We start from the raw sequence: 13,109 nt of genomic DNA, 5'->3' as shown, positions 1-13,109 counted from the left end.
TATAGTATGTGTAAATGTTGGTGGCTTACATTAAGCACGAGCTGTTAATACGGAGGAGCAAATGGCTCAAAGTAAACTTGTTTATGTACACGACCCTATGTGCAGTTGGTGCTGGGGTTATGCGCCGAGCTGGCTTAAGTTAAAAGCCGCTCTTGAGAGTAACCTAGTAGTTGAATACAAAGTTGGAGGGCTTGCTCCTGACAGCCAAGATCCCATGCCACAAAACATGCAAGATATGCTACAAAACACCTGGCATAAAATAGCAGCGCAATTGGGCACTGAGTTTAATTTTGATTTTTGGCGCAACTGTAAACCAAGGCGCTCAACGTACCCAGCGTGTAGGGCGGCGCTTATTGCGCGTAAAGCGGGCAAAGAAAGTGCAATGGTTGCAGCCATTCAGCAAGCTTACTATTTAAATGCTCAAAACCCCTCAGATGAAAGCACATTAATTAGCTTAGCCGAGCAAATAGGTTTAAATAAAGCGCAGTTTGCAAATAGGCTTCAATCAAAAGAGCTTAATGATGAGTTAATTGCAGAGCTTAATTATGTACATAGTTTGCCCATTCAGGGTTTTCCATCTTTAGTGCTTATAAATGACAATAAAGTGCACCCAATAGCAATAAACTACACCGACTGGCAAAAAACATTAAATCAAATTAATGCTATTTTAAGCTAAATAGCCTGAACTCAGGTTAAGTATTGCTAAATTATGCGTGTTTGGTTGCCAAACACTCACTCCTCTTATAACACTTGTTACACAGCACTCCTTACACAACCCCTTACACAGCACCCTTAGACAGGCTATTTATTAACGCTGTCATAAAAGCGACTTCTTTGCGCAACATGCTTGTCATTTTTCATCTATACACTTTCGCTCATTGAAAATATTTAGTTTTTAATTGTTTGTATCAAACGTTTAAAGCTAACAAAAACAAACTAGCAAATCTGCTAACTAACGAGTAAAGGTGTATGCGATGAAAGGCGTTAAACCATTAATTATAGCTGGTATTGTGGCCGCAAGTGCCGCTGTACACGCAAACGATTTAAATAAGGTTATTGATAAAAGCAGTGAAATTACTAAATCGGCTGCGCAATCACAAACAAAAATAGACAAGATTGCAGATTCAATGCAAGGGCGTCTGCAACAGTTTAAAACTCTTAATAAAGAAATTGATGGTTTAGCTGTGTATAACGCTCAGCTTACAAAACAGTTAAATAACCAAATTGCAGAAATGCAATCGATGAATCTCTCTATGGATCAGGTTTCAATTATTGAGCGTCAAATTACGCCACTAATGATGCGCATGATCACCGGCCTTGAACAGTTTGTATTACTCGATGTGCCATTTTTAAAAGACGAGCGTGAAAAACGTTTAACCTCTTTAAAAGCCATGATGGAACGTGCCGATATTACCTCTAGCGAAAAGTTCCGCCGCGTACTCGAAGCCTACCAAGTAGAAGTTGATTATGGCCGCACTATTGAAGCTTACAGCGCACTGCTTGAGGTAAATGGTAAAGAACGCGAAGTTGACTTTTTACGCATTGGTCGCTTAGAGCTCATTTACTTAACCCGCGATAGTAAATTAGCTGGTAGCTGGGATACACAAACAAAAACGTTTGCAGCACTTCCAGACTCAACCATTAGCCAAATTAATAAAGGTTTACGCATTGCGCGTAAGCAACTTGCCCCAGATATGTTAACTCTGCCAGTTCACGCAGCACGATAAGAGGTCGAAAATGAAATTGTTTACTCAAATGACAAAAATGGCCGTACTTGCTGCAAGTATAAGTTTTACATGCGCAAGTTTAGCAGCTGAGCCAATGGATTTAGATTCATTACTTAAAAACCTTGAACAAGGTAAATCTGCGCAAAGTGTGCAAAATACTCAGCGTGAACAACAATTTACTGCGCGTCAAAACGAGCAAGTACAAATGCTAAAAGACACGCAAGCAAAGCGTAGTCAAATGCTTAGTGAATCAGAGCGTTTAGAAACACAGTTTGAAGAAAACGAAATTAAACTGGCTAATTTAACCGATACCCTATCAAAGCGTATGGGATCACTTAAAGAATTGTTTGGTGTGTTGCAACAAGTGGCAGGCGATTCAAGCAATAAGTTTGCTACCTCTGTGGTATCGGCAGAAATACCTGGTCGAAGTGTTTTTATGGACGATCTAGCACAAAAAATGGGATCTACTTCACAACTTGCTTCAATCGAAGATATTGAAAAAGTGTGGTACGAGCTACAACGTGAAATGACCGAGCAAGGCAAAGTGAGCCGCTTTAATACTCAGGTTATTATTGAAGGTGGTAACAAAGCAGAGCAAGAAGTTGTGCGTGTTGGTGCTTTTAACCTTATTTCCAACGGTAAATATTTAGAGTACAGCCCAAGTACAAATACGCTAAGTGAGCTTACTCGCCAGCCCGTATCGCGCTATACATCAACCGCAGGCGAGTTACAGCAGGCTAAAAACGGTATTGTGCAGTTTGCACTAGACCCAACCGGTGGCTCAATTTTAGGTTTACTAGTACAAGCCCCAGATACCGCTGAGCAAGTTCACCAAGGCGGCGCTGTGGGTTACGTTATTTTAGGTGTGGGTTTATTAGCCCTGTTAATTGCAATTGAGCGTTTTGTATCTTTATTGCTAGTGGGTGGCAAAATTCGCCGTCAACTTAAAGACACGGTTGCTCGCGACGATAATCCACTAGGCCGTGTTATGAAAGTAAAAGACGACTACCCAAATGTAGCCTACGACACCCTAGAGCTTAAATTAAGCGAAGCTATACTGCGCGAAATGCCAAAAATAACCCGTAACTTAACCCTGATTAAAATTATTTCAGTAGTGGCTCCGCTGCTTGGTTTACTTGGTACAGTTACCGGGATGATCAATACCTTCCAAGCCATTACCTTGTTTGGCACCGGGGATCCTAAGCTCATGGCAGGCGGTATTTCTCAAGCGCTTGTAACAACAGTACTTGGCTTAGTTGTGGCAATACCCACAGTATTTATTTACACCATACTCAACACCCGAGCAAAAAGCTTACTGCTTATTTTACAAGAGCAAAGCGCGGGCATTATTGCAAAACGAAGTGAAAAAGGAGCATAAACCATGGTGCTATTGATTGATTCAATCAATGCTATCCGTGATTTTCTCGACACTGGTGGCCAAGTTCTCTTGGTCATTGGGGTGTTAATCTTCGCGATGTGGTTATTGATACTCGAGCGATTCATTTACTTTTTTAATGGTTTTCGTGGTTACAAAAAAACCATCAAAAACAGTTGGCTTAAGCGCAACGAGCGTAATAGCTGGAATGCAGAACAAATTCGCCAAGCGATGATCTCACGCGCCAGTATGCGCCTTAACGCTAACTTAGCACTTATTAATGTGATGGTTGCATTGTGTCCGCTACTTGGCTTACTTGGCACAGTAACAGGAATGATTGAAGTGTTTGATGTTATGGCTATTACAGGTACAGGCAGTGCGCGCTCTATGGCGTCGGGCGTATCTAAAGCAACTATTCCAACTATGGCAGGCATGGTCGGTGCGTTATCTGGGGTATTTGCCTCAACGTACTTACAACGCCGGGCTAAACGTGAAGTAGCGCTACTTGAAGACAGCATGGTTTTAGACCATTAAGCAATTATTAATAAGTGGTTCTATCTATAGCCACTTATTTCAGGAGAATAAAAAATGAGAGCCCCATTAGGAAACCTATTTCAAGAAGATGAAGCAGAAGAAATAAACATGACCCCCATGCTAGATGTGGTATTTATCATGCTTATTTTCTTTATTGTGACCGCCTCATTCGTAAAAGAGTCGGGTATTGATGTTAACCGCCCCGAAGCCGCCACTGCGGTTAAAAAAGAACGCGCTAATATTTTGGTCGCTATTTCAGACACAGGTGAAATTTGGATTAATAAACGCCAAATAGATGTGCGTGCGGTGCAGGCAAATATTGAGCGTTTAAAAGCCGAAAACCCACAAGGGAGCGTGGTTATTCAAGCAGATAAAAAGTCGACCACGGATACTTTAATTAAAGTAATGGATGCAGCGCGCGCCGCGGGTGTGTTTGATGTGTCGATTGCGGCCCAAGAAGCCTAAGGGTTAGCCATGCGTTATTTAATAGCATTTGTAATAGCCATTTTAGTAACCTTTATGCTGTTTTTAGGCATGCAGGCACTTATTACTGGTGGTGAGGGCGCAATGAGCGAACCTGCAAAGGGGAACGTGCTTGACTTTGTACGGCTTAAAAAAGAAGAAAGCTTACAAACAAAACAGCGCAAACCACAAAAACCACCCACACCCAAAGAGCCGCCACCACCAATGGAGTCACCAAAAATGCAAAACAGCGATGCCAATGCAAAAGCTAATAATTTTGACTTTGCGGCCAATGTTGATGCCGAGGTGAATTTAGCCGGTGGTTTAGCCCTTGAATCAAGTGATGGTGAATACCTGCCCATTGTAAAAGTGGCGCCAGTGTACCCAAGGCGCGCACTGTCTCGTGGGATTGAAGGCTACGTTATTGTTGAGTTTACAGTAACCAAACAAGGCACTGTTCGCGACCCTCAGGTATTAAAGGCAGAGCCTGAATCGCTATTTGACCGAGCGGCGATGGATGCAGCCCTTAAATTTAAATATAAGCCCCGCGTAGTCAATGGTGAAGCTGTTGAAGTTGCGGGAGTGCAGAACAAAATATCTTTCCAGATAAGCGGTTAATTTTTGGATTAATTAATTCAACCTATTAATGGATAGAAAAGCGAGGCGATGATGAAATTACAACCAATAGCAGTTATTTTTAAATTAACACTTTTTTGCACCGTAACAATAAGCGCAAGTATTGTAACCCCCAGTGCACTTAGTTTATTACCAGGTGTGAGTGCTTTTACAGCGCAAGCCGCAGAGCAAAAAACCAAACGAGTACCGGCCCTGCGTGAAAAAGTATATAGCCAGTTAGCGCGAGCCCAAAAGCTTGCCGACGATGCCGATGTTAAAGCAGGCCTTGAAGCGCTTGATTCTATACAAGATCGCGCATCAAGCATGAACTCCTACGAAATTGCAATGATGCATAACTTTTATGGCTTTATTTATTACAACGAAAACGACTTACCCAAAGCAATAGCCGCGTTTGAAAAAGTAGTCGCTGAGGAGGGTATTCCAGAAACATTACGTTTAAGCACTACGTTTAGTTTGGCTCAATTGGCAATGGCTAACAGTGACTACTACAAAGTAATTACGTTTTTAGACCAATGGGATGCTATTAATACAAAAGATAAGCCAGAGAGCTACTATGTGTTAAGAGCGCAAACCTATTATCAGCTAAAAGACTACCAGCAAGGCCTTAACTATATAACGCAAGCTATTACACTAAGTGACAGCGAAGGCAAAGTACCAAAAGAGAACTGGCTAGTATTACAGCGTGCTATGTACTACTCACTTAATCAGTCCGATAAAGTGGTAAAGGTACTAGAGCGCATGGTTAAGCTGTATAACAAACCAGAATACTGGGTGCAGTTAGCAGGTATGTATGGCGAAACAGGTCGAGAAAAACAACAACTAGCAATTATTGAAGCGGCATATCAGCAAGGCTTTTTAACCTCCAAGTCAGATTTACGCCAATTAGCCCAGGTGTATTTATACAATGGCTTGGCTTATAAAGCAGCCATAGTGATGAGTAAAGCAATTGAGGCAGGAATAGCAGAGCAAACCGCTAAAAACTATGCCTTTGTAGCTGAAGCCATGATCCAAGCTAAAGAAGATGCGCAATCGATTAAATACTTTGTAAAAGCGGCGCAGTTATCAAGCAGTGGTAACTACGATCAGCGCTTAGCACAAGTGTATGTAAATACAGAGCAATATGAAGAAGCTGCCGACTCTGCGCGTAAAGCACTTGATAAAGGCAACCTTGATTTTGAATCAAACGCATTTGTAGCTTTGGGCATGGCACAGTTCAATTTACAAAACTTTGATGCCTCTATTTTAGCGTTTGAACAAGCGCAAATACATAAAAAGTCGCAGCGCTTAGCCAAGCAATGGATTAAATATGTAAAGCGCGAAAAAATACATGCTGAAACCCTAAAAACAGCATTACTTTAATGTTTTACTTTTGCGCTAGGTGCTAAATTAATAGCGCATAAAAACAGTTTATAATCGCAACGCCAAACCGCACTAATATTAATTTAGTGCGGTTTTTTTACTTCTGTAAAGTTAACCATATGAATATATTTAATTTATTATTGTCACATAGTGTTTATTAAAATGTAACGGCACTGTCATATCTCTCCCGTATTGTACTCCTATTCGATAACTCAAGTGACCTTAATGCATGAGTGTCGTGCCTTAAAGTGACTTAAGTTATTACTTAATGCGCTAACAAAATAATTAAATACTTTAACGGAGTGAACAATGAAATTATCTGGCTTATTTAAGGTTAGTCTAGTGGCTACTGCAATGACTTTAGCAGGCTGTGGCGGCGATATCGAAATTACACCCACGGTGAACGATAACAGCACCAGTACTGATAACAGTGTTAATAATTCAAATAATAATAGCGGTGGCACTAACGATGATATTAGTTGTACCGAGTATCAAACTGATGCGGGCACGGTTGCTGGTATTTTTGATGGTAAAGACTGTTTATATAATGACTCGTTTGCCAGTAAAAACATTCAAATTACAGCTAACTTAACCTTTGAAGAATTACCAGATGGCGGTGTTCACTTATTCGAAGACGCATTATTAATTGGTACAGATGGCGACACGACTACTGATTTTAGCATTCCAACAAACGGCCCTACGTTAACGGTTAAGCCTGGGGCAACTCTTGCATTTAAATCGGGTGAGGCTATTGTGCGCATTGCTCGTGGTGCAAAAATTCAAGCTGTTGGCACTGCCGATAAACCGATTGTATTTACCTCTGCTAAGGCGTTTCCTCGTTTTGATGCCGAAGGTAAAGGCCCACTCTATGCAGATTGGGGCGGCATAATTATTAATGGTAATGGCATTACTGACCAATGTACTGACGCAGAGCGCGACGCGGCAACGTGTAATGTGCCCTCAGAAGGGATCACCAGTTACTTTGGTGGTAATGATAATAGCGACTCTAGCGGTAATATTAAATGGACCAAAATTTGGTATGCCGGATCAGGTCCTAAAGTAGGCGGAGAAGGGGATGATTTAAACTCGTTAACCCTCAATGCGGTAGGCTCGGGTTCAGAGTTTGACTACATTCATATTCACCAAGGTTTTGATGATGGTATTGAAATATTTGGTGGCGCAACCACCATTAAGCATGTTGTTGTAACCGACACTCAAGATGATTCGTTTGACTTTGATGCAGGTTGGCAGGGCAAAGCGCAGTTTCTGTTTGTTAAACACGGCACCGTAATTACCCGCGAAGGCACCACAGTATATATGGGTAATAACGGCTTTGAGTCAGACGGCGTAAAAGGTACATCAAGTGCGCAAGTGGCACCATCAAACCCAACCATTGCTAATGTCACTATCATCACCACCGATGGCCTATCGGTTCGCGATACTGACCCTTCAAATGCGTTTAAATTTGATGACTCATTTAATGCTAATTTTTATAACGTATTAATGACCAAAGACATAGCTTTGCAATCTAGCTGTATTAGCTTTTCAAGCGATGGCGAAAAACAAGCCGATAAAATTATTTTTAATAGCTCAGTAATGACCTGCGCCTCTGAATTTGACGATGCCGATGGCACCTTCAATAGTGGCAAAGAGCCTGCAGCATTAACGGCCACTACACTTACTGCCTGGTTTGATAATAACGGCAGTAATCAACGTATAGGCGAAGGGGCCGATGTATTTGCCAGTAATGGCTTTGCTACAAATACTGCCTCAACCGATATTACTGTTACCGCTAACGACTTAAGTGGCTTAGATTCGAGCTTTTTTGAAGCCGCTCCTTACATTGGTGCAGTGTCTGATCAAGACACCACATCACCTTGGTACAAGTGGGTAGAAACAGCACTCGCTGCATCAGCTCAAGACTAATACCTCAGTAACGCACATTAAATAGTTAGGGCGCCATTTGCAAAGTGCATTTTAGGCGCCCCTTTTTTAACTGATTAGGGATCTGTAAAGATGTTGAATCAAGCTAGATTGAATAAATTGTCATTGGCAATTAGTCTCTCGCTTTTAGCAAGCTCGCTTAATTTGAGCGCTGCACAAAGTGAGCAAAGCGAAATAGAAGAGGTTGTTGCTGTTGGCACTCGGCTACAAGGTAGCGCCGCAGCTGTAGTTGAGGAGCGTAAAAACCAAGCCTTTGTTGCCGATATTTTAGGTGCTGAACAACTTGCGCGAACCGGCGATAGCGATGCGGCTTCGGCGCTGCGCCGTGTAACGGGTTTAACCTTAGTAGATGGTAAGTTTATTTACGTACGTGGCTTAGGTGAGCGCTATTCTAGCGCGCGTTTAAATGGTGCTTATATTCCCAGCCCAGATTTAACGCGCAACGTAGTGCCGTTGGATATTTTTCCTGCCAGTATTATTCAAAGTATGGCGGTACAAAAAGCCTACTCTCCAGATATGCCAGCGGCGTTTGGCGGCGGTAATATCGATATTCGTACTAAATCAATTCCTGCAGAATTTACTGCCGGATTTGCGGTTGGTTTATCTAAAGATACATCGGCTAGCAGCGGTTTTACCTATAAAGGTAACGATGGAGATATTCCCCAAATTTTAAATAACGCCATAGTGCAATACAAAGGCAATTTTGATGTGGGGAACATTATTGCTAAAGATAACTTGGTTGATAACAGCGAGGCGTCACGCTCAGACCAAGCAATTGCCATTAACAATCAATTGTTAAAATCGCTACCACGCAATTTTGCTTTAAAAGATGAATCGCTAGACCCAAATTGGGATATTAAAGGCCATTTAGGCAATAGTTTTGATGAGTCCTTTTTAGGCGGCACTTTTGGCTTTTTACTCTCAGGTGAATACGATAAAAGCTGGGACTCGGCAAAAAGAAGAACCGCTGTTATAGCCCAAGATATTGGTGATGATTGTGCAACCACCCTTAATTCAGCGCAAGATGTAAGTACATCGTGTTTTAACACAGTTAAAGACTCAGTAACCACCACAGAAAACGAGCGCTATAACGCCACGCTAAATTTAGGTTATAGATTAAATACCCATAGTATTTCATTTATGAGCTTATATTTACGCGACAACGAGGATGAAACCGAGGTAGCCACGTCGCAAAGCCCCGCAGGCAGTTCGGTATTTACCATAGTAAATGATAACCGAGCTAATCGTACTCATGAGTTTAATTTAGAGCAGCGCACGCTTACGGTAAATCAGTTATTAGGCCAGCATACCTTTTTAGATTACTGGGGTATTGGCGCCGACTGGCAATATACTCGCTCTAAAGCCAGTACTGACATTCCAACTAATGTAGAGTTTAAATTTAGAGATAACTACGATAACAGCGGTAACTATAGCAACTCGCAAATTACCGGCGATGATAACCGGGCGCTGTTCTCGTATATAAATATGCAAGACAGAGTAAATTCATACGGCGGTAATTTAACGCTTCCCTTAAGCTTTAATGCTGTTGAGGTAGAGTTAAAAACCGGCTTTGATATCGCCGACCGAGCGCGTATTTATAACACCTCTAGTTTTGCAGTAAATAACGGCACTGGCCTGGCGTTAACTGTGGCAGATAATCCACTCGATGCGGGCAATTATTTAACCGATGAATTTATTGACGGCGAACGTATTTTACTCGACTTTAATGAACCCTCAGCCCCCGATGCCGATGACTATATAGCTGGGCAAAAAATATCAGCTGCGTATGGCTCGTTTGATGTTATTTATGATGACTTACTGCGTTTAAGTGGTGGGGTGCGTTATGAAGAATTTAAACAAACCTCTATAGGCACCTCAAGCTTAATTTTTACTGCGGATGACTTAAATATTTACTATTCCCCAGAAAAAATAGCCGCAGGCAGTATTAATGAAGATGACTTTTTTTCGGCGTTATCGCTTACTTATTTAGGCGGCGAAAATTACCAAGTACGTTTAGGGTATGGCGAAACAGTAGTGCGCCCCGACTTACGTGAAGTAGTGCCAGTGTCGTATTTTGATCCGCTAACCGATATTCGTACTTTTGGCCGTGTGGGTTTGCAAAGTAGCCCAATTAAAAATTACGATTTACGCTATGAATATTATGGCAACACCGGAGATTCATTCTCTGTAGCAGCCTTTTATAAAGACATAGATAAACCGATTGAAACTGTATTACGCATTGGCGATGAAGATTACTCAGCCTCATTTGTAAATGGTAAAACTGCGCAGGTATACGGTATAGAAACTGAATGGCTAAAAGATCTTACTTTTTTAACCGAAGGGCTATTTACCAGCGGTAACATTACCTTAAGTGACTCAGAGGCAGATATTGATCCTGCACTTGCGAGTAACTTAACTAACCCGACTAAACGCATGACAGGGCATTCTAAATACGTGGTTAACTTACAGCTCAACTACGACTCTGTTGATGGCCAGCATAGTAGCTCGTTGGTGTATAACGTATTTGGCGAGCGTATATTGGCCGCCGGTATAGCCGGGCGTGATGATGCCTACGAGCAGCCTTTTCACTCACTCGATTTAATTTACACTTGGTATCCCGACTTTAACTCCAACGTTAAGTTTAAAGTTACAAACTTACTTGATGAAGAGCAGCAAGTTACGCAGTCAGATATTGTAGTACGCTCTAAAGAAGTGGGAATGACCTTTGATGTGAGCTACAGCTACACATTTTAGCCACGCTAGCGTAAAGGTAATTATTATAGCCCCATGCTTTTGTATGGGGCTTTTGGTTTTTTATGGCTTAGTATGAAATATATTTAAGTTGTAACTTATTAACTAGTTTTGTTAAACCACCAGTGTTAGCTTAAGCTTGATATGAAAATTAAATCTCACGCAATGAATTTTAATTTTTAATCTTTTCAGGCAACTTTTATGAATCAAATAATGGAACTCACAATGAAAAAAGTAGGATTAGTCGGTTGGCGTGGCATGGTTGGCTCTATGTTATTAGAGCGTATGAAGCAACAAAGTGATTTTGCACTTATCGACACCACCTTTTTCACCACCTCACAAGCGGGCCAATTAGGCCCAGATATTGCGGGCGAAGCAAAGCCGTTACTCGATGCCAGCAATATTACCGAACTGGCTAAAATGGACATTATTGTTACCTGCCAAGGTGGCGATTACACCAATGCGGTTTATCCACAATTGCGCGAGTCGGGTTGGGATGGTTATTGGATAGATGCAGCGTCGGCACTGCGTATGGCTAACGACAGCATTATAGTACTCGATCCGGTCAATAAAGACGTTATTGAGCAAGGTTTATCACAAGGTGTTAAAACCTTTGTAGGCGGTAACTGTACGGTTTCTCTTATGTTGCTTGCACTGGGCGGTTTATTTGAGCAAGACTTAATAGAATGGGTAAGCCCCATGACCTACCAAGCCGCGTCGGGCGCGGGTGCGCGCAACATGAAAGAGTTAATTGCACAAATGGGCGCAATTCATCAAAGTGTTGCTGAGCAACTTGCAAATCCAAGCGCTGCTATTTTAGAAATAGATAAAATAGTCAGTGAAAAAATGGCATCAGATTCACTGCCACAAGATCAGTTTGGCGTGCCACTCGCGGGGAGTTTAATTCCGTGGATTGATGTGCCTATGCCAAGTGGCCAAAGTAAAGAAGAGTGGAAGGCGCAAGTTGAAGCGAATAAAATTTTAGGCTCGGCTAAGCAACCTATTCCAATAGATGGTTTATGTGTGCGTATTGGTGCTATGCGTTGTCATTCACAAGCAATGACCATTAAATTACGTGAAGATATTAGTGTTGCCAAAATAGAGCAAATTTTAGAATCGCATAACGAGTGGGTAAAGGTTATTCCTAATGAGCGCGACATTAGCACTACCGACCTAACCCCAGTTAAAGTCACCGGTACACTTAATATTCCAATTGGGCGTATTCGTAAATTAGCCATGGGGCCTAAATATATTAGCGCCTTTACCGTTGGCGATCAGCTGTTATGGGGTGCTGCAGAGCCGCTACGTCGTATGCTTCGCATAATTGTTGACAGCGAATAGTAGCAATTTAATGTAACCGTATAAACGCTCACATTGTTTTATAAAAAAAGGGTTAGCCATTGGCTAACCCTTTTTTATTTTAAATGCTAAATTAATTATTCTTCAACTTAGGACTATTAAGCTGGTGGCTGTGAATAATTAATAGCCTTTTTATTAATACTCTTTTTCTTTGAGTAATGATTTTAGATCAGCAATTTGTGCTTGCAAGGCGTTTACTTGCCCTTGTGTCGCGGGCAGTGAGTCGTTATCGGCCAGCTCATCGCGGGCACTTTTGTGCTCTTGCGACATCACTTCTAAAATAGCGCCAACCATCATATTTAAAAATACAAACGCGGTTAAAAATATAAAGGTTAAGTAGTAAATCCAGCTAAGTTTATAAACCAGCATGGTTTCGTACATTACGTCGGTCCAATCTTCAAACGTGGCAATTCTGAACAAGGTCAACATAGATATTGATACATCACCCCACAATACGGGGTTTATATGTGCAAACATCATACTGCCTATAGCGGCGTAAATATAAAAAATAACAAACATCAGCAGGGCTATGTAACCCATTTGCGGAATAGCTTTAAGTAAAGCGTTAACTAATAAACGCAGCTCGGGGACCATAGACACCAGCCGCAATACACGAAATATTCGCAATAAGCGTGCAATTAGCATACTTGAGCCTGCCGCGGGGTATAAGCTACCTAGTACAATAAGGGTGTCGAAAATATTCCAACCTTTGGAGAAAAAATCTTTGATGCCTTTACTGGCAATAAAGCGAATTACGAGTTCAATTAAAAAGAACGCCGTAATGCCTATATCCATCCAATTAAGGACAATTTCTACCGTTGGCGGAAGTGAATAGGTGTGAGCACCTACGGTAAGAGCAGAAACAACAATTACAGCAATAACAAATGATTGAAATAGTTTGCTTTTATCTATACGCTGAAACTGCTTTTGCAACTGCGGCAACATCATAATAAGTCCTGTAC

General features: G+C 41.6%; 11 protein-coding genes. 10 read left to right on the top strand and 1 reads right to left on the bottom strand.

Annotation, left to right across the window (positions count from 1 at the left end; genetic code table 11):
- Positions 1–61 precede the first annotated feature (61 nt).
- The 10 genes from AAEZ22_RS10400 (at position 62) to asd (ending at position 12,129) form a co-directional block, all read left to right on the top strand.
- Entirely contained in the window at positions 62–676 is a 615-nt protein-coding gene (locus AAEZ22_RS10400; protein WP_197182650.1) for a DsbA family protein, read from the top strand.
- 298 nt (positions 677–974) lie between these two features.
- Positions 975–1,727 (top strand): DUF3450 domain-containing protein, encoded by a 753-nt coding sequence (locus AAEZ22_RS10395; RefSeq protein WP_011330144.1) that lies wholly within the window; start codon positions 975–977, stop codon positions 1,725–1,727.
- 10 nt (positions 1,728–1,737) lie between these two features.
- Complete coding sequence (locus AAEZ22_RS10390; protein ID WP_197182649.1) at positions 1,738–3,105, top strand: MotA/TolQ/ExbB proton channel family protein; 1,368 nt, start codon at positions 1,738–1,740, stop codon at positions 3,103–3,105.
- Positions 3,106–3,108: 3 nt separating this feature from the next.
- The gene (locus tag AAEZ22_RS10385) at positions 3,109–3,636 is read left to right on the top strand and encodes a MotA/TolQ/ExbB proton channel family protein (protein WP_089369295.1); all 528 of its coding nucleotides are present in this window, start codon (positions 3,109–3,111) and stop codon (positions 3,634–3,636) included.
- 54 nt (positions 3,637–3,690) lie between these two features.
- Complete coding sequence (locus AAEZ22_RS10380; RefSeq protein WP_011330147.1) at positions 3,691–4,101, top strand: ExbD/TolR family protein; 411 nt, start codon at positions 3,691–3,693, stop codon at positions 4,099–4,101.
- A gap of 9 nt (positions 4,102–4,110) precedes the next feature.
- Positions 4,111–4,716, top strand: coding sequence for an energy transducer TonB (locus tag AAEZ22_RS10375; RefSeq protein WP_011330148.1), 606 nt, complete (start codon positions 4,111–4,113; stop codon positions 4,714–4,716).
- Between the two features lie 51 nt (positions 4,717–4,767).
- A complete protein-coding gene (locus AAEZ22_RS10370; protein WP_352297211.1) occupies positions 4,768–6,093 on the top strand; it encodes a tetratricopeptide repeat protein in 1,326 nt (441 codons plus the stop codon).
- 309 nt (positions 6,094–6,402) lie between these two features.
- Positions 6,403–8,019 (top strand): beta-helix domain-containing protein, encoded by a 1,617-nt coding sequence (locus tag AAEZ22_RS10365; RefSeq protein WP_179806784.1) that lies wholly within the window; start codon positions 6,403–6,405, stop codon positions 8,017–8,019.
- Between the two features lie 90 nt (positions 8,020–8,109).
- Positions 8,110–10,791 (top strand): TonB-dependent receptor plug domain-containing protein, encoded by a 2,682-nt coding sequence (locus AAEZ22_RS10360; RefSeq protein ID WP_208834009.1) that lies wholly within the window; start codon positions 8,110–8,112, stop codon positions 10,789–10,791.
- A 198-nt stretch (positions 10,792–10,989) separates the two neighbouring features.
- The gene (gene asd / locus AAEZ22_RS10355) at positions 10,990–12,129 is read left to right on the top strand and encodes an aspartate-semialdehyde dehydrogenase (protein ID WP_352297202.1); all 1,140 of its coding nucleotides are present in this window, start codon (positions 10,990–10,992) and stop codon (positions 12,127–12,129) included.
- 153 nt (positions 12,130–12,282) lie between these two features.
- Here the strand turns inward: asd and AAEZ22_RS10350 are convergent, their stop codons facing one another.
- Positions 12,283–13,092, bottom strand: a complete 810-nt coding sequence (locus tag AAEZ22_RS10350; protein WP_352297208.1) for an ion transporter — start codon at positions 13,090–13,092, stop codon at positions 12,283–12,285.
- Positions 13,093–13,109 lie beyond the last annotated feature (17 nt).

It is taken from the genome of Pseudoalteromonas sp. 20-MNA-CIBAN-0454 (assembly GCF_040308685.1).
GTDB lineage: Bacteria > Pseudomonadota > Gammaproteobacteria > Enterobacterales > Alteromonadaceae > Pseudoalteromonas > Pseudoalteromonas nigrifaciens.
Note: the sequence above shows the minus strand (reverse complement) of the source record. Positions and strands in the feature narration are given on the sequence as shown.